Source organism: Bacillus marasmi (genome assembly GCF_902168435.1).
In the GTDB taxonomy this organism is placed as follows: Bacteria; Bacillota; Bacilli; order Bacillales; family Cytobacillaceae; genus Bacillus_BU; species Bacillus_BU marasmi.
Window position 1 is genome coordinate 383,807 of record NZ_LR656165.1, and the last position, 20,198, is coordinate 404,004.

Annotated in this window: 22 protein-coding genes and 1 riboswitch; of the genes, 10 read left to right on the forward strand and 12 right to left on the reverse strand. The window is 39.8% G+C overall.

Features of this window, described 5'->3' with window-relative positions; translation table 11 throughout:
- The first annotated feature begins 34 nt into the window (after nt 1-34).
- Entirely contained in the window at nt 35-559 is a 525-nt protein-coding gene (locus tag FXW34_RS04010; protein ID WP_147532687.1) for a gamma carbonic anhydrase, read from the forward strand.
- Between the two features lie 163 nt (nt 560-722).
- On the opposite strand, the gene asnB is transcribed toward FXW34_RS04010, so the two are convergent.
- The 3 genes from asnB to metK all read right to left on the reverse strand — a co-directional run bounded on the left by asnB (nt 723) and on the right by metK (nt 4,773).
- Nucleotides 723-2,618: an asparagine synthase (glutamine-hydrolyzing) gene (asnB, locus tag FXW34_RS04015; protein WP_147532688.1), complete on the reverse strand. Its 1,896-nt coding sequence runs from the start codon at nt 2,616-2,618 to the stop codon at nt 723-725.
- Nucleotides 2,619-2,810: 192 nt separating this feature from the next.
- The gene (locus FXW34_RS04020) at nt 2,811-3,035 is read right to left on the reverse strand and encodes a hypothetical protein (RefSeq protein WP_147532689.1); all 225 of its coding nucleotides are present in this window, start codon (nt 3,033-3,035) and stop codon (nt 2,811-2,813) included.
- A gap of 538 nt (nt 3,036-3,573) precedes the next feature.
- The gene (gene metK, locus FXW34_RS04025; protein ID WP_147532690.1) at nt 3,574-4,773 is read right to left on the reverse strand and encodes a methionine adenosyltransferase; all 1,200 of its coding nucleotides are present in this window, start codon (nt 4,771-4,773) and stop codon (nt 3,574-3,576) included.
- Nucleotides 4,774-5,007: 234 nt separating this feature from the next.
- A riboswitch (SAM riboswitch) is annotated at nt 5,008-5,152 on the reverse strand.
- Between the two features lie 320 nt (nt 5,153-5,472).
- Between metK and pckA the strand changes: the two genes are divergently transcribed.
- On the forward strand, nt 5,473-7,062 hold the full coding sequence (gene pckA, locus FXW34_RS04030) for a phosphoenolpyruvate carboxykinase (ATP) (RefSeq protein ID WP_147532691.1): 1,590 nt from the start codon (nt 5,473-5,475) through the stop codon (nt 7,060-7,062).
- A gap of 165 nt (nt 7,063-7,227) precedes the next feature.
- Here the strand turns inward: pckA and FXW34_RS04035 are convergent, their stop codons facing one another.
- Both FXW34_RS04035 and FXW34_RS04040 read right to left on the reverse strand, forming a co-directional pair.
- Complete coding sequence (locus FXW34_RS04035; protein ID WP_147532692.1) at nt 7,228-7,470, reverse strand: DUF2584 domain-containing protein; 243 nt, start codon at nt 7,468-7,470, stop codon at nt 7,228-7,230.
- Nucleotides 7,471-7,511: 41 nt separating this feature from the next.
- Nucleotides 7,512-8,294, reverse strand: coding sequence for an alpha/beta hydrolase family protein (locus FXW34_RS04040; protein WP_147532693.1), 783 nt, complete (start codon nt 8,292-8,294; stop codon nt 7,512-7,514).
- A gap of 578 nt (nt 8,295-8,872) precedes the next feature.
- Between FXW34_RS04040 and FXW34_RS04045 the strand changes: the two genes are divergently transcribed.
- From FXW34_RS04045 to FXW34_RS04055, 3 genes are read left to right on the forward strand one after another with little or no spacing between them, the layout of a single operon-like run.
- Nucleotides 8,873-9,883 carry an ABC transporter substrate-binding protein gene (locus FXW34_RS04045; RefSeq protein WP_147532694.1) on the forward strand — a complete coding sequence of 337 codons (1,011 nt, stop codon included), beginning with the start codon at nt 8,873-8,875 and terminating at the stop codon, nt 9,881-9,883.
- Between the two features lie 24 nt (nt 9,884-9,907).
- The gene (locus FXW34_RS04050; RefSeq protein WP_147532695.1) at nt 9,908-10,684 is read left to right on the forward strand and encodes an ABC transporter ATP-binding protein; all 777 of its coding nucleotides are present in this window, start codon (nt 9,908-9,910) and stop codon (nt 10,682-10,684) included.
- Entirely contained in the window at nt 10,665-11,480 is an 816-nt protein-coding gene (locus FXW34_RS04055; RefSeq protein ID WP_147532696.1) for an ABC transporter permease, read from the forward strand. The genes FXW34_RS04050 and FXW34_RS04055 overlap by 20 nt, the downstream gene beginning before the upstream one ends.
- 531 nt (nt 11,481-12,011) lie before the next feature.
- Here the strand turns inward: FXW34_RS04055 and ytkD are convergent.
- Nucleotides 12,012-12,500 carry an RNA deprotection pyrophosphohydrolase gene (ytkD, locus tag FXW34_RS04060; protein WP_147532697.1) on the reverse strand — a complete coding sequence of 163 codons (489 nt, stop codon included), beginning with the start codon at nt 12,498-12,500 and terminating at the stop codon, nt 12,012-12,014.
- A gap of 73 nt (nt 12,501-12,573) precedes the next feature.
- Nucleotides 12,574-12,897, reverse strand: coding sequence for a hydrolase (locus FXW34_RS04065; RefSeq protein ID WP_147532698.1), 324 nt, complete (start codon nt 12,895-12,897; stop codon nt 12,574-12,576).
- Nucleotides 12,898-13,153: 256 nt separating this feature from the next.
- Here FXW34_RS04065 and FXW34_RS04070 point away from each other — a divergent pair, with 256 nt between their 5' ends.
- Nucleotides 13,154-13,411: a DUF6154 family protein gene (locus FXW34_RS04070; RefSeq protein WP_147532699.1), complete on the forward strand. Its 258-nt coding sequence runs from the start codon at nt 13,154-13,156 to the stop codon at nt 13,409-13,411.
- Between the two features lie 59 nt (nt 13,412-13,470).
- Here the strand turns inward: FXW34_RS04070 and FXW34_RS04075 are convergent, their stop codons facing one another.
- Nucleotides 13,471-13,908, reverse strand: coding sequence for a Dps family protein (locus FXW34_RS04075; RefSeq protein ID WP_147532700.1), 438 nt, complete (start codon nt 13,906-13,908; stop codon nt 13,471-13,473).
- A gap of 127 nt (nt 13,909-14,035) precedes the next feature.
- On the opposite strand from FXW34_RS04075, the gene ytzI reads away from it, so the two are divergent.
- Nucleotides 14,036-14,197 (forward strand): YtzI protein, encoded by a 162-nt coding sequence (gene ytzI / locus FXW34_RS04080; RefSeq protein ID WP_147532701.1) that lies wholly within the window; start codon nt 14,036-14,038, stop codon nt 14,195-14,197.
- A gap of 45 nt (nt 14,198-14,242) precedes the next feature.
- Here the strand turns inward: ytzI and FXW34_RS04085 are convergent, their stop codons facing one another.
- A complete protein-coding gene (locus FXW34_RS04085; protein WP_147532702.1) occupies nt 14,243-14,716 on the reverse strand; it encodes an S-ribosylhomocysteine lyase in 474 nt (157 codons plus the stop codon).
- 113 nt (nt 14,717-14,829) lie between these two features.
- Between FXW34_RS04085 and yidD the strand changes: the two genes are divergently transcribed.
- The gene (gene yidD, locus FXW34_RS04090) at nt 14,830-15,078 is read left to right on the forward strand and encodes a membrane protein insertion efficiency factor YidD (RefSeq protein ID WP_147532703.1); all 249 of its coding nucleotides are present in this window, start codon (nt 14,830-14,832) and stop codon (nt 15,076-15,078) included.
- A gap of 6 nt (nt 15,079-15,084) precedes the next feature.
- Here the strand turns inward: yidD and FXW34_RS04095 are convergent, their stop codons facing one another.
- Nucleotides 15,085-15,660 (reverse strand): beta-class carbonic anhydrase, encoded by a 576-nt coding sequence (locus FXW34_RS04095; protein WP_147532704.1) that lies wholly within the window; start codon nt 15,658-15,660, stop codon nt 15,085-15,087.
- A 270-nt stretch (nt 15,661-15,930) separates the two neighbouring features.
- Between FXW34_RS04095 and FXW34_RS04100 the strand changes: the two genes are divergently transcribed.
- Entirely contained in the window at nt 15,931-16,884 is a 954-nt protein-coding gene (locus tag FXW34_RS04100) for a metal ABC transporter solute-binding protein, Zn/Mn family (RefSeq protein WP_147532735.1), read from the forward strand.
- A 133-nt stretch (nt 16,885-17,017) separates the two neighbouring features.
- Nucleotides 17,018-17,185: a DUF1540 domain-containing protein gene (locus FXW34_RS04105; RefSeq protein ID WP_147532705.1), complete on the forward strand. Its 168-nt coding sequence runs from the start codon at nt 17,018-17,020 to the stop codon at nt 17,183-17,185.
- A 119-nt stretch (nt 17,186-17,304) separates the two neighbouring features.
- Here the strand turns inward: FXW34_RS04105 and menC are convergent, their stop codons facing one another.
- Complete coding sequence (gene menC / locus FXW34_RS04110) at nt 17,305-18,411, reverse strand: o-succinylbenzoate synthase (RefSeq protein WP_147532706.1); 1,107 nt, start codon at nt 18,409-18,411, stop codon at nt 17,305-17,307.
- Nucleotides 18,398-19,921 carry an o-succinylbenzoate--CoA ligase gene (locus tag FXW34_RS04115; protein ID WP_147532707.1) on the reverse strand — a complete coding sequence of 508 codons (1,524 nt, stop codon included), beginning with the start codon at nt 19,919-19,921 and terminating at the stop codon, nt 18,398-18,400. The genes menC and FXW34_RS04115 overlap by 14 nt, the downstream gene beginning before the upstream one ends.
- Nucleotides 19,922-20,198: the final 277 nt, after the last annotated feature.

Below are 20,198 nucleotides of genomic sequence, written 5' to 3' on the forward strand. Positions count from 1 at the left end.
TTTAATATAAACAGTCGAAAAAGGAGAGTAATTTATGATTTATCCATTTAAGGGAATTCACCCTAAAATTGCCGATTCCGCCTTTATTGCGGACTATGTAACCATTACAGGCGATGTTGAAATCGGCGAAGAATCTAGCGTATGGTACAATACCGTGATCCGCGGCGATGTCGCTCCAACGATTATTGGTAAAAAAGTCAATATTCAGGACAACTCTGTGCTTCATCAAAGTCCAAATAACCCACTTATCCTTGAGGATGAAGTAACCGTTGGACATCAAGTCATCCTGCATAGCTGTGTGATTCGAAAAAAAGCGCTAATCGGCATGGGCTCTATCGTTCTTGATAATGCTGAAATCGGCGAAGGTGCATTTATTGGCGCTGGTAGTCTCGTACCACAAGGAAAAAAAATCCCGCCAAATACACTTGCTTTCGGAAGACCCGCTAAAGTCATTCGCGAACTAAACGATGACGATATCGCCGACAAGGAAAGAATCTCCCGAGAATATGCTGAAAAAGCCCAGTATTACAAATCCGTTCAGGATAATCACCAGAAATAATAGTAGTGTATATAGGTTCCCCTACACTAAATCGAGTTATTCCCATATTGATTTTACTTCTTATTATAGCTTTAGTTAATTGTCTATACCAAGTTATTTAAAGAAAAGAGGCTGACTCGCGGAGAATTTTCCAATCCGCAAAAGTCAGCCTCTTCGTATTTGTTTATCTTTGTAATGCCGTTTGCTTTAATAAGTCTTGCTCAAAATTGTACTTTTTTTCAATATAGACATCATGCCAAACCATAAACATCAGTACCGTCCAAATTTTCCGGCTGTTGTCGGCCTTTCCTTGACAATGATCTTCTAATAGGTTTAATACATACGATTTATTGATGATATGATCGGTGTTACTTTCTTTAATCGTCTTTTTAGCCCAATCGTTCATTTCAGCTTTTAACCAATGACGAATCGGAACAGGGAAGCCAAGCTTCTTACGTGTTAAAACGTGATCCGGTACAACCCCTTCAACCGCCTTACGTAAAATATATTTCGTTGTCCCGTTCGCTGTCTTTAGGCTAGTTGGAATTTTCGAAGCGACATCAAACACTGCCTTATCAAGGAATGGCACCCGTAGCTCCAACGAATGTGCCATCGTCATTTTATCAGCCTTTAATAATATATCGCCGCGCATCCAAGTATGGATATCGATAAATTGCATTTGATCAACCGGATCATAGCCTCTACTTTCCTGATAAAGCGGCTTCGTGATATCGCGGTAATCAACTGAATCATTAAATACATGAAGAATTTGACGTTTTTCCTCTTCAGTGAACATCTTCGCATTACCGATATAGCGTTCCTCCATCGGCGTAATACCACGCTCGATAAAGCTTTTACCCTTCATTCCTTCAGGCATGATGTGCGCAATTCCTTTAAGTAGCGATTTACCAATAGCCGGGATTTTATTAAACACTTCCAAGTCCTGAGGTTCACGATAAATATTATAGCCACCGAAAAGTTCATCCGCACCTTCACCAGATAGAACAACCGTTACATGCTTGCGCGCTTCTCGGGCAACGAAATAAAGCGGAACGCAAGCTGGGTCCGCAAGCGGATCATCTGTATGCCACATAATTTTCGGAAGCTCATTAATATACTCTTCAGGTGTAATAATATAGCTGATGTTCTCAACACCAAGCTTTTCAGCCGTTTCCTTTGCAACATCGATTTCACTAAAACCGTTATGCTCAAATCCCACCGAGAAAGTTTTAATTCCTGGATGGAACTCTTTTGCAATCGAAGCAATAATGGAGGAATCAATCCCACCTGATAGGAAAGAACCTACTGGCACGTCACTGCGCATATGGATTTTAACCGAATCATACATCACATCGCGGATTTCTTTAACAAAATCTGCTTCAGATTTATGAACTGGTTTGAAAGCCGCACGCCAATAACGCGAAATTTTCATAGGTTCGCCAATTTTTTTTGTAAAATAATGACCAGGCTCGAGTTTATAAATACCTTCAGTCATCGTATATGGTTCTGGAACAAATTGATATGTTAAGTATTGCTGAATGCTTTCATGGTTTAATGTTTCTTTTTCAAGCGCTAATAATATGCTTTTCTTTTCCGAAGCAAAATAAGTTTGTTCTTTTGTTTCGTGATAGAAGAAAGGCTTAATTCCAAATGGGTCTCTTGCGCCATAAAGCGTTTGCTCCTGCTTGTCCCAAATGACAAACGCAAACATACCGCGAAGACGTTCAACTGCTTTTTCTTTTAAATGACTATAAAGAGCAATGATAACTTCTGTATCTGAATGTGTAGCAAACTCAAGCCCTGCTTTAATCAGCTCTTCGCGAAGCTCAACATAGTTATATACTTCTCCGTTAAAGATAATCCAGTAACGTTCATTTTCATAAGTAAGCGGCTGATGACCGCATTCGATATCAATAATGCTTAAGCGGCGGAAACCGAATTGAATATGTTCGTCATAGAAATAGCCGTCATCATCGGGGCCACGATGCGTGATGATGTTATTCATGTTTTGAAATAGCTGCTTTTGGTCATCCCGATATTCTTGTGTTTTTTCGTGTACACAACCAATAAAACCACACATTATGTACGTTCACCTTCTCCGTTCTAATCGCATCCCTAGTTGGGAACTCATTATTATAGTTATGAATCACTTATTGCCAAATTCATACGTTTTATCTTACCATATTCGAACCAAATAAAAAACAGGACTATACGTTCATCTCAAAAACGGGAAATGATTAGGCCTCTATTTGACGATTTTATTAACTTCTTTTCAGGGATGGGCATCAATCTTGCGCTTTGATTCCCATTTTTTCGCGGTTTCAAATTTTTGGGCATCAATTAGGCGCTTTGATTCCCATTTTTTCGTGGCTTTAGATTTTTGGGCATCAATTAGGCGCTTTGATTCCCATTTTTTCGTGGTTTCAGATTTTCGGGCATCAATCTTGCTCTTTGATTCCCATTTTTTCGCGGTTTCAGATTTTTGGGCATCAATCACACGCTTTGATTCCCATTTTTTCGTTGTTTCAGATTTTTGGGCATCAATCTTGCGCTTTGATTCCCATTTTTTTGTGGTTTCAAATTTTTGGGCATCAATCAGGCGCTTTGATTCCCATTTTTTTGTGGCTTCAGATTTTTAGGCATCAATTAGGCGCTTTGATTCCCATTTTTTCGCGGCCACAGATTTTTGGGCATCAATGTTGCGCTTTGATTCCCATTTTTTCATAGCTTTAGATTTTTAGGCATCAATTAGGCGCTTTGATTCCCATTTTTTCGCGGCCACAGATTTTTGGGCTTCAATGTTGCGCTTTGATTCCCATTTTTTTGTGGTTTCAAATTTTTGGGCATCAATGTTGCTCTTTGATTCCCATTTTTTCGTGGTTTCAGATTTTTGGGCATCAATGTTGCTCTTTGATTCCCATTTTTCCACGGTTTCAATTTTTTTGGCATCAATCTTTATTTCTTAAATTGAAAAATCAAAAAGGATATCCAGTAATTAGCAAATACTAATTAGTGGACATCCTTTTTTGGTTTTATTATTGATTAGCTTGCTCTTTTAATGTTTCTGCTTTATCAGTGCGTTCCCATGGAAGCTCGATGTCTGTACGGCCGAAGTGACCGTATGCAGCCGTTTGCTTGTAGATAGGACGACGTAAATCAAGCATTTTGATAATTCCTGCTGGACGGAGGTCAAAGTTTTTGCGAACAAGTTCTACTAATAAGTCCTCATCCACTTTCCCCGTACCGAATGTATCAACCGCGATTGATACCGGCTGCGCTACCCCGATTGCATATGCTAGCTGAACCTCAACTTTTTCTGCAAGTCCAGCAGCGACAAGGTTTTTCGCTACATAACGAGCAGCATAAGCAGCAGAACGGTCAACTTTAGTCGGATCCTTACCAGAGAATGCACCACCGCCGTGACGAGCGTAGCCACCGTAGGTATCAACAATAATCTTACGACCTGTTAAGCCTGCATCACCCTGTGGACCGCCAATAACAAAACGGCCAGTTGGGTTAATGAAATATTTTGTATTTTCATCAATAAGTTCCTTAGGAACCACTGGATTAATAACATGTTCTCTAATATTGCGTTGAATTTGCTCCAACGTAATTTCAGGATGATGTTGAGTGGAAATAACAATCGTATCAATGCGTACTGGTTTGTCATTTTCATCATATTCAACAGTCACCTGTGTTTTTCCGTCTGGACGAAGATATGGAAGAACATCCTCCTTGCGAACCTCAGTTAGACGACGTGCGAGTTTATGTGCTAATGAGATTGGTAGAGGCATAAGTTCTTTCGTTTCATTACATGCAAACCCGAACATCAAGCCTTGGTCACCAGCACCGATTGCTTCAATTTCATCATCAGTCATCTGACCTTCTCTTGCTTCAAGAGCCTGATCAACACCCATTGCAATATCCGGTGACTGTTCATCAATAGAAGTTAACACGGCACAAGTTTCCGAATCAAATCCATACTTTGCCCGAGTATACCCAATGTTTTTAATGGTTTGACGTACAAGTTTAGGAATGTCTACATAAGTAGAAGTTGTAATCTCCCCTGCAACAAGTACTAATCCAGTCGTAACTGAAGTCTCTGCTGCAACACGTGCATTGGCATCCTTTGCTAAAATAGCGTCTAAAATCGCATCAGAAATTTGGTCGCAAATCTTATCTGGATGACCTTCTGTTACCGATTCAGAAGTAAACAAACGACGTTTTGTTGACATCTGATTTCCTCCTTATATATAGAAATAAAGCGAGGTTAGTCTAGAATTATGTATCGTGTCCTATTATTAACCTCAGTGTTGATACGGTACTCATTCCCTAAGTAGTATGAAATAAACATGGGGTTTTTATCCTGAATAGGTATAAAAACGACACTCGCTTTTTTCAAAAGGTACAAATAAAAAAACCTTCCCTACTAATTGAGGAAAGGTTTGAGAATCAATTTGCGCCTTTCACTCTTATCGTTCAAGGTTGAACCTTGCGTCAGGTTAGCACCTTTTCTAGAAAAAAATCATAAAGCTAAATTTTTTTAGCCGATTTTTTTCTTAGCAGGTTGCTGGGTTTCATAGGGCCTGTCCCTCCACCAGCTCGGGATAAGAGAGTATCCGTTCAAGGTAGAATCATACCGAACGTCTTAAATGATGTCAATAATGTTTTAGAATTGTTCACCAATTATTAACCAATAACCGATAAATCAATGAACTCCTGCAATTTACTGTATTTTCAATTAAAACCACTACTTCCTATTTAGGTTATCCTTATTGACAATTTAACTTATTTTTCTACCATAATTATATCCTTAAACGTTGTAACTTTAATTTTAATTAATAAAAATATTCATAATAGTATAGATTAATCATTCAATTGTGTTATACTATTTATACACTCAAAAATATTTGATAAAGGATGGTATTTATCAGATGAACTCTGTAAGTATTTCCAATGAACTTAATGAATTGTTAAAAGGCGGAAACATCCGCAATCAACTTTCTGTACCACAATTAGTAGAAAAAGTATTAGAGCGCAAAGAAGGAATTATTTCCTCAACTGGAGCTGTTCGCGCTACAACTGGAAAATATACCGGTCGTTCTCCTAAAGACAAGTATATCGTTGAAGAAGCATCATCAAAAGAAAAAATCGATTGGGGTCCAGTAAACCAACCGATCTCTGAAGAAGCATTTTCAAATCTTTACAATAAGGTAATCAAATTTTTACAACAACAAGACGACGTATTTGTATTCCGCGGCTATGCTGGCGCTGACAAAAAACATCGTTTACCAATCCAAGTTATCAATGAATATGCTTGGCACAATCTTTTCTCACATCAATTATTCATTCGTCCTCAAGAAGGCGAGCTTGCAGATCATGAAAATCCATTCTCTGTTATTTGTGCACCAAACTTCAAAGCTGATCCAGCTGTTGATGGCACTAAATCAGAAACTTTCATCATCATTTCATTCGAGCGCAGAACTGTGCTAATCGGTGGAACTGAGTATGCCGGAGAAATCAAAAAGTCTATCTTCTCCGTAATGAACTACATGCTTCCTGAAGCTGAAATTATGCCAATGCACTGCTCTTCAAACGTTGGTGCTGAAGGTGATGTAGCATTATTCTTCGGTTTATCTGGTACTGGTAAAACAACTTTATCAGCAGATCCAAACCGTAAATTAATCGGTGACGATGAACATGGCTGGTCAGCAAACGGTGTATTCAACATCGAAGGCGGCTGCTATGCAAAATGCGCTGACTTAACTCGTGAAAAAGAACCACAAATTTTCGATGCAATCCGTTTCGGAGCTGTGCTTGAAAACGTCATCCTTGACGAAGAAAGCCGCATTGCAGATTACTGTGATACATCTTTAACTGAAAATACTCGTGCAGCTTATCCATTACAAGCAATTTCTAATATCGTGGATCCAAGTGTTGCCGGTCATCCTAACACAATTATTTTCTTAACTGCTGATGCGTTTGGGGTATTACCTCCAATCTCTAAGCTTACTAAAGAACAAGCTATGTACCATTTCTTAAGTGGTTATACTTCTAAGCTTGCTGGTACTGAAAGAGGCGTTACTAGCCCTGAAGCAACATTCTCAACATGCTTTGGTTCACCATTCCTTCCACTTCCAGCTACTCGTTATGCGGAAATGTTAGGAGAAAAAATCGATGAGCACAATGCAAATGTATTCCTAGTGAATACTGGTTGGACTGGCGGAGAGTACGGAGTTGGTTCACGTATGAAGCTTTCTTATACTCGTGCTATGGTTCAAGCTGCACTTAACGGTGAATTAAACCACATCGAAACTGAAAAAGATGAAATCTTTGGTTTAGATATTCCTTCTCATGTACCAGGTGTACCTGATGAAGTTCTTCAACCAAGCAAAACTTGGGCTGACAAAGCTGCTTATGTTGCAAAAGCGACTGAATTAGCAGGTAAGTTCCATGAGAACTTCAAGAAGTTCGGAACTGTTTCTCAAGAAATCAGCGTAAAAGGTGCACCGGTTGCACGCTAAGCTATGCTTATTGCATGCCCATGGGGATGGAATGCAATTTTTATGGGGAAATGAACGGAACTAAAGGGGAATTAATACGAAAGGCTGCTTAGGATAAACCTAAGCAGCCTTTATTTATTGTTGCGAAAGCATCTATGTGCCAAAAGACACATGCTGCTTCCACTTTTAGTTTGTCGTATGTAATGCGACAAGTTCATACGTTATCTTTGTTTGGCTATTTTCCCATTCAACCTTTTTAATTAAGGCTGTACCGTTTATCTCACTATCCAATGTCTTTTTCACTTCTACTGGAATATCAATTGGATAGAGTCTATAGCCTTCTTTTACTAATGAGAAATTGTTTTCATCTAATCGATGCTCTCGTCCCTTTGTCACAATCAAAGTATTTAATTCTAGCGGCATTCCCATACAATCTCTCCTTTGCATCTTATTACCTTATTTTATCATGATTAACGCTGCGCTTTCATCCAATTACACAAATCTTTTACGACCTGCCGGTTTACTGCTGGCGGAAAGTAATGGGTAAACTCTTTGAAATACCACGCTTCCACCTTCTTATTTAGAGCGTTTAATCCACGTTCTAATCGCTTCGCATGCTCGACTGAGACATTTGAATCGTTCCAGCCATGAATGATTAATACTGGTGCTTCAATGTGCTGGAGTTCATACAATGGCGTTCTATCGCGATAACGCTCAGGATATTTATCTGGTGTCCCGCCAATCACCCGCTTTAGCATCTTTCGCAAATCCTCCCGTTCCCGGTAGGTTAGTTCCATATCACTCACCCCACCCCAAGTCACAAGGGATGCAGCACTCGGAAATTGAATAGCACTTTGCAAGGCCATAATACCCCCGCGTGAAAAACCAAAAATATGGACTTGCTTGACGCGCGGATGGCTCTGGAGCAGTGAAAAACCAGCAAACGCATCATTGCGATCCTCTCCACCAAAATCCTCGTTGCCTTCACCGCCCTGATTTCCGCGATAAAACGGTGCAAATACGATAAAGCCTTCAGCAGCAAATTGGGCAATGCGCGCTGGTCTAACTTTCCCGACGTTTTTGATTCCCCCTCGTAAATATAAAAAGCCGTCTAAAGCTTCCCTTCCATTAGGCTCCGCTAGTAAACCTTTTACGGTTAAGCCTTGAGATATGTATGTAATTAGCGTTAGTGATACTTGTGGATTTGGAGATGGATATCTCCATCTTGAGACTATTTTACGGTCTTCCTTCATGTTTCATTCTCTGCCCCCTTATAGATCATTTTTGCGGACATCAATCAGTGCCGTGCCCTCTAATAGATTTTTGCGGACATCAGGGCCGCTATTTTAACAATATGGATTGATTTTATTTACCGAACGGACACCAGAGCCCTTAATCGGTTAAAAATAGGCATGATTCATTGCTTTTTATGGAAATAACGCATCCTGTGTCCGATTAAATCAAATAATTGGCGAATTTCTCTTAAATAAGGTCCATTGTGTCCGCCAAAACTACGACCCACTCACGCGCTTCATGATACAAAACCAAAACAATATAGGCAAACACACATTTTTTTATTTTTCATAAACTATCCTAAAGTTATTCACCATTTAGATTTTGCACTCACAAAACAGGAATGTTAATTTCCGCTCCAGGCACTTCGCTTTCCACGGGCGGTAGCGGTAAGCCTCCTTGGCGCTTTTCGCCTATGGGGTCTCCCCTGCCACGTACTCCCGTAGAAGTCTTCGTGCCTTCCGCTCTAATTAACAAGGTGCAAAATCAATAATGTCCTTACCATAGTCAAATTTTACAAGCTTAGGAGGGTCACGTGATGAAAAGCAAATTTAAAATAGGTTTCGCTATCTTTCTCATTGCTATTCTTATGATACCAGTCATAGCCTGCACCAATCAAAACAAGGGCGATGAGCTGGTGAAGGTTAGAGTCGCCGAAGTTACCCGCTCCTTATTCTACGCTCCGCAATATGTAGCAATTACCGAGGGCTTCTTTGAAGAAGAAGGGCTTAAGGTTGAATTAACGACAACTGCCGGTGGCGATAAAACGATGACAACCCTATTGTCTGACGGAGCCGATATTGCTCTAGTTGGCTCAGAAACGAGTATTTACGTCTATGCGCAAGGCTCAAACGACCCGGTCATAAATTTTGCGCAACTCACCCAGACAGACGGTACCTTCCTTGTTGCCAGAGCAAACATCGAAAACTTTACATGGGATATGCTGATTGGCACGACATTTTTAGGTCAGCGCAAAGGCGGTATGCCGCAAATGGTCGGTGAATTTGTCCTTAAAAAGTTTGGTATTGACCCATTCAATGACCTGAACTTAATTCAAAATGTCGACTTCGCAAATATAGCTAATGCTTTCGCCTCCGGTACAGGCGATTTCGTGCAATTGTTTGAACCTACTGCAAGCCTTTTTGAAAAAGAAGGCAAGGGTTATATTGTTGCTTCATTTGGTGAAGAATCCGGTCACGTGCCTTATACGACCTTCATGGCCAAGGAAAGTTATATATCAGAGAACAAGGAAACGGTTGAAAAATTCACCCGTGCTATTTATAAGGCACAGCAGTGGGTTGACACTCACTCTGCCGAGGAAATTGCTCAATCAATCCAAACGTTCTTCCCGGACATTGACCTCGATATCCTGGAAACGGCCGTGGAACGTTATCAAAAGCAAGGCTCATTTGCAACCGACCCGATTTTGGATGAAAAGGAATGGAATAACCTGCAAAACATTATGGATGAAGCTGGTGAACTACCAAAAGAAGTCGATCATGATACATTGGTTAACACGGAAATTGCCGAAAGTGTCACGAAGGAATAACCTTATCTTCTGGAGGGCTTGAATATGTCATTTTTAAAAATTAAAAATATTCATCACACCTATTTCACAAAAACCTCAAGCACAAACGCCCTCTCCGATGTATCGCTAGAAGTTAAGGAGGGAGATTTTGTCTCCTTCCTTGGCCCAAGCGGTTGTGGGAAAACAACATTGCTATCCATCATCGCAGGATTAATTAAGCCTACAAGCGGAGTGGTCACGATTGAGGATAAACCAATTAAAACGGATGGAAGCCAAATAGGCTATATGCTCCAACAAGACTATTTATTTCCTTGGAAGACAATTGAAGAAAATATTTTACTTGGCTTAAAGCTGACCAAGCGCCTAAATATAGAAACCAAGCTTTATGCCTTTGATCTCCTTGAACAAATGGGCCTAATCGGTTTAGAAAATCAACTACCGAAGCAGCTTTCTGGTGGAATGAGGCAGCGCGTCGCTTTAGTTAGAACTTTGGCAACTGAACCAAAGCTATTAATGCTTGATGAGCCATTTTCAGCCCTAGATTATCAGACAAAACTGAAACTTGAAAACCTCGTATCACTGGCGTTAACCAGCTTTAATAAAACAGCAATCCTCGTTACCCATGATATTGGTGAAGCCATCGCGATGAGCGATTGTATTTATTTATTTTCCGCCCGACCAGGAAGAGTCCATAAGGCCTTCTTCGTTCCAGAAGAATTCCGAAATCTCGACCCCTTCCAAGTAAGAAATCATCCATCCTTCTCTGAGCTGTTTCAAACTATATGGAAGGAGTTGGAGTCCCTTGAATCAACAAAAGCCTGATATTCATCTCCTCCATGAAAGCTATCTCCATACCTTGAAGCGTGAAAAGCAATGGGTTCGTTTATTCCAGTCATTAATTTTCCTAGCTTTTTTTGCATTATGGGAAATCGCCAGTCGCCAAAACTGGATTGATCCACTAATCTTCAGTTCACCAACGAAGGTCTATCGTTTATTTATTGAAAAAATCGTCGATGGTTCGTTGCTGACTCATTTAGGTGTTACCTTAACTGAAACCGTACTTGGCTTTATTCTCGGAACTTTGCTCGGCACTTTACTTGCCTCTCTCCTATGGTGGTCACCGATTCTTTCAAGAATACTTGATCCGTACTTAGTTATACTCAACGCGATGCCAAAGGTAGCTCTTGGTCCGATTTTAATCGTCGCCCTTGGACCCGGACTCGGTTCGATTATTGCCATGGGAACGATTATCTCAGTTATAATTACGACAATAGTGGTTTATACCTCCTTCAAGGAAGTCGATCCAAACTATTTGAAAGTACTGCATACGTTAGGGGCATCTAGATTTCAAAGCTTTAAGGAAGCCATCCTCCCTGCTTCCTTTCCAACGATTATTTCAACCTTAAAGGTAAATGTTGGGCTATCGTGGGTCGGGGTTATCGTCGGAGAATTTCTTGTTTCCTCAAGAGGACTCGGCTACATGATAATTTACGGTTTTCAAGTGTTTAATTTTACGCTTGTCCTCCTGTCCTTACTCGTCATTGCTGTATTTGCCACCATTATGTATCAACTCGTCGCTCTACTTGAGAAGAAAATTATTAAAGATGGTGAGAATTAATTCTATGCTTTTAAATAACTGAAAGAAACTAGGACGGAACTAAATCGTTCGCTATTAAAACCGAATGATTTTTATGGAGGAATATATTAAAGTTCAGTGTTGATTTTCATGTAGGTATGAGAATCTAAATAAGAGTAGAATTTCCCCTTATTGTATGTAAGGGGGGCTAAATGAGCTGAAATAAGGGTAGATTTTCCGCTTAACGACTCCCCAAACGACAAAATCAATTGATTTTTATGAAATAAGCGGAAAAACTCCCGTTATTATAAGGGAAATATGGGTCTTTTCCAAAATAAGCGTAATTCTTCCGCTTATTTTCAAACACAAGGAAATCAACATTCGGGTTAACAAACCCTCAAGCAAAAAAACTGCACTTAATGTGTGATCCAATCCACATTTATTTCAGGGTAGCTCTATAGAAAAAGAATTAAAAAATCGAACTATTAGGAAATTCTAAGTTAGAATTTCACATGATAGTTCGGTTTTATGTTTAGCTGAAATACTTATGTCCCTGCCTCTTTTCATATTGCCTTAACGAGAAGAATGCATTTCGGATTTCAAAGTCTCTAGATACTCGAGACTTTTTTTAATCACATCATCCTTCATAATAAAGCTATATTTTGCTTGAAACCGTTCTTCAAGTATATTTCCCATTTCAAACACAGGCCCATTGGTCTCTAAGTAATCATCTTTTTTGACCAATTTCTTTATTTTTCCATAAAAAATAGTTTTTACAAATTTGCTATTTCCGTTGCTTACTTGGTATTCACCGAGTGGGAAAAAGTTTTCTAGCACCCCGCCAGTTTCCTCAAATACCTCACGTACCGCAGCTTGCTCGGGTGTCTCCCCTTTTTCAATTTTACCACCGGGAAATTCCCAGCCCCGCTCCTTATGGGAAGTTAGTAACCATTTATCACTATAAGAGCAAATCACAATGACATGTCCGCTACTTTGTTCGAAAGAGTGTTGCTTGAAGGCCAGCTGTACCGTACAGCCATGCTCATCTAAAAATTGTTCCACATCCGGTCCCCCCGCTCTTGTCTATCTCCTCCTATTTTACAATAGGTCAGCGCTACGGGGAAATTTGATTACTTTACTGCAAATCAGGTAGTATGCCAATTGAACGGATATGCTGTTTCGCTACATCGTCACCAAGCTCATATATCATTTTATAAATCTGCTGCAGTGTGTCGTCATAGGCATCGTTTTCACGATCGTAATGATATTGCACATAAGGTACATGAGCCCTAGCAAAACTTTGCCAATCAGTTGAATAGTTTTGGTCAAAGTACTCTCGCAGCTTTGTAATTTCATCATCATTGGCTTCAATTTTAAAGTCCCACGGCGAATCCGTCGCCGTTTTCATAATTTGTCCAGTAGAAATGGTGATATAGTAGGGCTTTTTTGTTTGATCCATCTTGTCATCCCCTTTTACTCTGCTCTTTATCGTTTCCCACAGAAACGCTTTATTTATTCGTTCTAAAGTACTGATTTTTCTATAAAAAGGATAATCTTTCATATTTTTAAGTTACTTAACTAACACTTCGGTGTAGTTTTGGGGTAAACTGAAAATATAAAATATTCAGGGACGAATAAATCCTACCTTAAGTGGGATTTAATAAGTAAGGCCAACATAAAATGATTACTACCATAAAAGAAATGGAGGTGTAGAAATGAAATTAGTGGATGAACTGTTTGAATTATACCGTGACAAGCTTTCTGGAGACGATGAAGATATTGATATGCTTGCCTTTGCTATTTTAGAGGAAATGAGTCGTGATGACCTGTTACACCTTATTCAGGAATTATCAACCCAAGAGCTACATAACGTGATTGGCGTTTATTTGATTGAAAGTCTGCGTGAAAAATTTGCGCAACAGGAATACGGCCAACACCGTCCACAAACAATCGTTTCGCGAAATATTCATTAACCAATACATAAAGCTGGCAGTAGCTGCCAGCTTCTTTATTTTATTCTGGACTTTCTTTGCTAACCTAAAAAGGCTTGAAGCATCCACATTGTTTTGCGGAGATTAGTTTGCATATCAAGGAAAACATCTGCGGTTCCTTGATCATCCGCTTTCTCAGCTAGCTCGATAACTTGCTTGTTTTCATTCATTATTGTGCCAAAGTCGGTGTGAATGTTTTTCACCATCGTCGATGCATCTTCTCCACCCTCTGACTCTTGAATTGATGCGAGTTCCAAGCATTGTTTAATCGAACCAATCGGACTCCCACCAACGGCTAAAATTCTCTCTGCTAATTCATCAATATAACCTGCTGCTTCATCATAAAATTCCTCAAACTTTTCATGTAGCGTAAAGAAGTTCTGTCCCTTTACATACCAATGATAATTATGGAGCTTCACGTAAAGTACAGTCCAATTGGCAATTTGCTTATTCACCGCCTGAATTACGTCTGTTGACATGTTATCAACCTCCCGAGACTATTATGCCCGGTGGTATGTGAAATAACTCATGACTTTTTAAATATATAAACTATCTCAAAAGTGATAATTTTATGATAAAATAATGAAGAGTAAGGGGGGAATAATTTTGACAGTAGTAATGATTATTTCGGTTATTATTGTAGTTGTTGTATTATTATTAGCAGTGTTAACGACGGGGAAAGCATATAACTATAAACATACAATTGATGAACTTCCACAAATAGATGAAAATAACGATGATTCCAAAAAAGCAGGGACTGACCTATAACGGCAGTCCCTCTTTTTGTTTCAGCACCTAGGCGCTTCTGCTTTTTTATGCGAATATTTCTTTTAAATTGTTTTTATCGTGATCGAGCCAGAAACGCATTAATTTCTTTGCTCCTTCTAAATCATGAAGCTTAGCCTGACCGCATTGTTTTTCGTTAGCTGCAGGAATTTCAGTAATTTCTACCGCTTCCTTCATCGTATCCTCAAGCAGGTCGATAATTTCCTCAACAGTTGGTTCTCCACTTACAACTAAGTAATACCCAGTTTGACAACCCATTGGTGAAATATCGATAATATCGAAATGATCATATTTCTCTGAGTGCTTTCGGATATTAAAAGCAAGTAAGTGCTCCAATGTATGAATCGCATCTGGCTTCATTGCTTGTTTGTTCGGCTGACAAAAACGAATATCAAATTTATTTACAACACCGTCGCTACCCACTTTATGAACACCGCAGTGTCTTACGTATGGCGCAACAACAGCATTATGGTCTAAATCAAAGCTTTCTACTGATGGCATGTTAACACTCCTTCATATTTGATTGATTGCATCCCGCAATCACAATTTTAGACGAATCAGGAAAATTATGCTACCGTTTATTTAAATTAATGTTATTTGAAAGGATGCCCAAAATGTTTGCGAAAATTTTTATGAAAATAATTCGTTTTTACCAAATAGTCATATCACCCATCAAACCACCTACTTGTCGCTTTTACCCGACATGCTCACATTATGGTTTAGAGGCTATAAAACGGTTTGGCGCAATTCGTGGAGGATGGTTAACGATTAAGCGGATATTAAAATGCCACCCGTTGCACCCGGGCGGCCTGGATTTTGTACCTGAGGAATGGCCCTCAAAGCATAAAAAACACCATCATTAATTGTTATTATTCTGTTTCAGAAACCTCATAACCGTTTTCAATCAAATCAAGCTTACCAGTTGTTGGATCAATGACAAGACCATGAACTGAAACTTCTTTTGGTAGAAGCGGATGGTTTCGAATTACATTCACGCTATGAGTAACACTATCGCGAACATTATCAAAGCCTTTTAGCCAATTTTTAACATCTATTCCAGAATAGGACAAAGTATTAATCGTTTCCTCTTTAACGCCGCGGGCCTTCATTTTCTCGATGATTGGGTCAGCTTTTAAGCCTGCCATCCCGCAATCATAGTGACCAATTACTAAAACTTCCTCAGCTTGCAATTCATATATTGCCACTAAAATACTACGCATTACGCTTCCAAATGGGTGTGTTAGGAGCGCGCCTGCGTCTTTAACAATTTTTACATCACCATTACCTAGGTTTAATGCTTTTGGAAGTAATTCCAGAAGTCTTGTGTCCATACATGTCAAAATCACCATATGCTTATTAGGGAATTTTGTTGTAATGTACGCTTCATACTTCTTTTCTGTAACAAATTCCTCATTATAGTTTAAAATTTCATCTAGTAATTTCATTCCTTTATTTCTCCCCTAATATTTGTCGTATTTTGTCCATAATAATAGAATACTCACTTTTTAACAATAGGACAAATTTTAATGTTGCAATTTTTGCATAAATTTTGTAAGATACAAAAAGACAAATCGTAACGGTTACGAATTACAACAGATAATTCATAGTAATCTAGCAATTTAAAGAGCTATTGGCAAGCTAACCAAATTCTTTATGAATAATGGTCTCCTTGTCTGGGGAAGGATGATTTACAATTGAAAAAATCTTTATTAGTAATGATGTCAGTTTTATTATCCATTAGTTTATTTTTAGTTGGATGCGGAAAAAAACAGGAAGAGGCTTCCAACGGTGCTTCTGACAAGCTTACCGTTTTCACAACTGTCTATCCATTGCAATTTTTCACTGAGCAAATTGGCGGAGAATACGTAGACGTTAATACCATTTATCCGCCAGGTGCTGATGAACATACATTTGAACCAACACAAAAGGACATGATGAAGCTCGTTGATGCAGATTTATTCTTTTTCATTGGTTTAGGCTTAGAGGGATTTGTTGAGAAAGCCAAGGATACATTAAAAAATGAGGATGTTGAAATGGTTGCAACAGCCGAGAGCCTTGAGCTTGAAGAGTCCGAAGAGCACAATGATGAGGAAGCACGTGAGGAAGAGGATGCTCATGAGGATGAGAAAGAAAATGGTCATAGTCATTCAGTTGATCCACATGTTTGGATTGATCCAATTTATTCAAAAGAACTAGCCAAAACGATTAAGGATCATTTAGTGGAGAAAATGCCAGACCAAAAGGATACTTTCGAGAAAAATTATCAAGAGCTTGCTGACGAATTAGATAAAATCGATCAAAAAATGGCTGATACAGTTTCATCTGCAAAACGTAAAGAAATTCTCGTATCCCATTCTGCTTATGGATACTGGGAAAAACGATATGGCATCGAACAAATCAGCATTTCTGGATTATCAACTACAAATGAACCATCACAGAAAAAGCTCGAAGAAATTATTGAAAAAGCGAAAGAACATAATATCAAGTACATGCTGTTTGAACAAAACGTTTCCTCTAAATTAGCGGATGTTGTTGAAAAGGAAGTAGGCGCAAAGCCGCTTACCTTGCACAACCTATCAACCTTAACACAAGAAAACATCGACAACAAAGACAACTACATCACCATCATGGAACAAAACATCAAAACACTCAAAACTGCACTACAGTAAAGCGATGGGGGACAGTCCCCCATCGCTTTACTGTGTTAAATTTTTTGGTAAGTTGGCCTCATTTTTACATGGATAGGACTGAGCGTTTTTTCAAATTATAGTGTTGTACCCTTAAGACAAGGAGTGATATTGGATGGCTCAAGACGTATTATGCGATGTAAGCAACTGTCAATTCTGGAAAGAAGGAAATAGATGCGCTGCTGAGCAGATTTATGTTGTGAACGAGGGCAGTGAAATGGCTGCCAATAGCTCAGGCACCAATTGTAAAACGTTTATTCCGAATGACGAACTTTCGATATAATAAACGTTGATCCTCTGTGCTTTTGGTACAAACGTAGAGCAAAGGTGGCTCGCCTTTCCCCATGCGTAAAGCCACCGAAGCTTGACTTAAATAGGACCAGGTTTAATGCCTGGTCCTTGTTAAAAAAAGATTGTTTCCCTATAAAGAGTCGACTCCGTAAGGCTTTTTTCATTTATTGTAAAACCAATACCAGCACCTGTTGGCACTTTGATGTGACCATTTTCAACAACAACCTCTGGCAGCGTTATATCCTCTTCCCAATAACGACTTGAAGCAGAAATATCTCCTGGAATTGTAAAGCCCGGCAGTGAAGCTAAAGCAATATTATGTGCCCTAGAAACTCCATATTCCACCATACCACCAACCCAAACTTGAATTCCCTTGTCCACCGCCAAGTCATGGATTGCTTTAGCAGTTCGCAAACCACCTACCCGGCCAATCTTTAAGTTGAGTACCTTGCAGCTCCCAAGTTCAATCGCATTTCGCGCATCCTCATACGTAACAATGCTTTCATCCAAGCATATCGGCGTCTTGATTTGTTGCTGGAGCTTGGCGTGCTGAATAATATCATCATGTGCTAACGGCTGTTCAATCATCAGCAGACCAAACGAATCTAGCGCTTGTAAACGCGATACATCCTCGAGCGTATAAGCAGAATTGGCATCTGCCATGATTGCTAAGCTCGGATAGCGTTTCCTGATTGGCTCTATCATTTCGACATCAGAGCCGGGGCTAATTTTTATCTTTATCCTTTTGTAGCCATCCTCTAAATATCCTTCAATTTGGCGATACGCTTCCGCAAGCGAACTCGTCGCAACGACCACTCCCGAAGGGATTTCTGTTTTTGTGCCCCCTAACAACGAGGACAACGACACTTGTTTTCTTTTAGCATATAAATCCCAATATGCCGTCTCTAACCCAGCTTTAGCCATTTCGTTTCGTCTGTATTTGTTTAGAAGCGGCGTCACCTGTTCAGGATGCTGTACTGGGTTATTTTTTAAAAGAGGAATGAAAAAGTCCTTCAGCATATGGTAAGCGGTCTTTACCGTTTCCTCGGTGTACCAAGGGGAGGAAAAGGCAACCACTTCACCATAGCCCTGCAAACCGTCACTGTCAGTCAGCTCAACGATAATCGATTCACGGTTAACCACCGTCTCCAAATGCGTCGCAAAGGGGAATTTGAGTGATTTGGAGATGACGTACAGCGATATGCTATGAATGTTCATTATGCTTACTCTCCCCTCCTCGTTCTAGCTCATCGCGGAGATTTCGTCTCAATAACTTATTTGAAGCGTTACGCGGCAATGAATCTGTAAAATAGATTTTCTTGGGCACTTTATATTTAGCCAGTCTTTGCTGACAAAATTCCAGCAGTTCAGCTTCCTCTATTGCTTTTCCAGGCTCAATGACAACAAAGGCAACCGGAACTTGGCCCCATCGTTCATCATCAATACCAACTACGCCCGCTTCTGCAACCTTCTCATTGGAAAGCAACACCCCTTCAATTTCAGCGGGGTATATATTTTCACCACCGGAAATAATTAAATCCGCGCGCCGGTCAAGCACATATAGAAATCCCTCTTCATCTAAATATCCGATATCGCCGGTATGAAGCCAGCCAGCTTGAATTTTTTCCGTATTTTCCCTCTCACGATACAAATAGCCCTTCGTAACATTTGGCCCTTTGACCACAATTTCCCCTTCAGTATGAGGCGGTTGGTCCTGTCCGTCTCTGTTGAGTATTTTGATTTGTGCCGGAAACAACGGCTTTCCTGCTGAACCAAGCTTACGCATACTGTCTTCTGGTGAAAGCGTTACAATTTGCGAAGCCGTTTCCGTCATACCATATGTTTGGAAAACGGGAATACCGATGCTCGCACAACTATTCAACAGTGATAGCGACGCAGGACCACCACCTAGAAGCATGCAGCGAAATTGATCCGAAAGCTTCACATTACCAAGTTCCTTAATAATTCTAGTGAGTACCGCCGCAACAACGGACATAATCGTGACCCGATGAGTCCTAATGTCCTCTATTACCTTGCTTTCGTTAAAACCGTCATGAAGCACAATCGGCATCCCATATATAACGCTACGAATTAGGATTGAATAGCCACTAATGTGAAAAAGAGGAACATTACAGAGCCATACATCCTTTTCAGTTAAACCTAAATTTAAAACCGACCCAATCGCACTCCACCAATGATTGCCATATGTTTGCATAACACCCTTCGGAAAACCAGTCGTGCCAGAGGTGTACATGATTGAGCATACCTCGTCTAGATTGTATTCTTCGCGAATTGTGGTGGAATCGTTATTTTGGGATGCTTCTAATTCATGTAGCTGCTGCTTCGTCCAAATTGTATAGGACGGTTGCTTGGCTTGAAGCATTTCAAGAGCATTTGTGAATCCCTCTTCACTAATTAAGCTTGTGCAGCGGGAATCCTCAAGCTGCCAAGCTAATTCCTCAACAGTGAGTCTGTTGTTAAGGATAACAGCTGTTGCTCCGAGCATTTGCAATGCGTGAAAAATAATGACAGTATCTGGGTGATTTTTTAGCAATACGCCTACATAATCCCCCTGCTTAATCGAGATCGAGGTTAATTTATGTGTCATTTTCACTGCTTTTATGTATGTATCATGAAAAGTTAGTGTTTCATTTTCAAATATGATAGCTGGTCTAGTCGGGGTGAGAAATGCCCGTTTTTTTAACCAATTTGGAATTTGCTGTGACAATCTTCATCACCTTCTTGTATGGCTTGATTTTCTTTATACGGACCTTTTGCTACATTTTAAGATGAGTTTTGGCCTTATGAAATTCCGAAAATAGGTAACTGATTTTTCCAACTTCAAGAACACATCCAAATCCTTCAAAAAAACAGCTTGATGGAGTCCATCAAGCTGCTTTATTTCCATTCTACTGTTAAGCACAAACGAGCCGCTTCCGCTTTTCGACTTGTCTAGCTCCAGCGGCTAGCCCCTCGAGGTCTTAAGCCAATCCGCCCAGTAGGTC

Excerpts from the sequence above, each read along its gene's own strand:
- FXW34_RS04010 (WP_147532687.1), top strand. The coding sequence starts at position 35 with ATGATTTATCCATTTAAGGGAATTCACCCTAAAATTGCCGATTCCGCC.
- asnB (WP_147532688.1), bottom strand. The coding sequence starts at position 2,618 with ATGTGTGGTTTTATTGGTTGTGTACACGAAAAAACACAAGAATATCGG.
- metK (WP_147532690.1), bottom strand. The coding sequence starts at position 4,773 with ATGTCAACAAAACGTCGTTTGTTTACTTCTGAATCGGTAACAGAAGGT.
- pckA (WP_147532691.1), top strand. The coding sequence starts at position 5,473 with ATGAACTCTGTAAGTATTTCCAATGAACTTAATGAATTGTTAAAAGGC.
- FXW34_RS04035 (WP_147532692.1), bottom strand. The coding sequence starts at position 7,470 with ATGGGAATGCCGCTAGAATTAAATACTTTGATTGTGACAAAGGGACGA.
- FXW34_RS04040 (WP_147532693.1), bottom strand. The coding sequence starts at position 8,294 with ATGAAGGAAGACCGTAAAATAGTCTCAAGATGGAGATATCCATCTCCA.
- FXW34_RS04045 (WP_147532694.1), top strand. The coding sequence starts at position 8,873 with ATGAAAAGCAAATTTAAAATAGGTTTCGCTATCTTTCTCATTGCTATT.
- FXW34_RS04050 (WP_147532695.1), top strand. The coding sequence starts at position 9,908 with ATGTCATTTTTAAAAATTAAAAATATTCATCACACCTATTTCACAAAA.
- FXW34_RS04065 (WP_147532698.1), bottom strand. The coding sequence starts at position 12,897 with ATGGATCAAACAAAAAAGCCCTACTATATCACCATTTCTACTGGACAA.
- FXW34_RS04070 (WP_147532699.1), top strand. The coding sequence starts at position 13,154 with ATGAAATTAGTGGATGAACTGTTTGAATTATACCGTGACAAGCTTTCT.
- FXW34_RS04075 (WP_147532700.1), bottom strand. The coding sequence starts at position 13,908 with ATGTCAACAGACGTAATTCAGGCGGTGAATAAGCAAATTGCCAATTGG.
- FXW34_RS04085 (WP_147532702.1), bottom strand. The coding sequence starts at position 14,716 with ATGCCATCAGTAGAAAGCTTTGATTTAGACCATAATGCTGTTGTTGCG.
- yidD (WP_147532703.1), top strand. The coding sequence starts at position 14,830 with ATGTTTGCGAAAATTTTTATGAAAATAATTCGTTTTTACCAAATAGTC.
- FXW34_RS04095 (WP_147532704.1), bottom strand. The coding sequence starts at position 15,660 with ATGAAATTACTAGATGAAATTTTAAACTATAATGAGGAATTTGTTACA.
- FXW34_RS04100 (WP_147532735.1), top strand. The coding sequence starts at position 15,931 with ATGATGTCAGTTTTATTATCCATTAGTTTATTTTTAGTTGGATGCGGA.
- FXW34_RS04105 (WP_147532705.1), top strand. The coding sequence starts at position 17,018 with ATGGCTCAAGACGTATTATGCGATGTAAGCAACTGTCAATTCTGGAAA.
- menC (WP_147532706.1), bottom strand. The coding sequence starts at position 18,411 with ATGAACATTCATAGCATATCGCTGTACGTCATCTCCAAATCACTCAAA.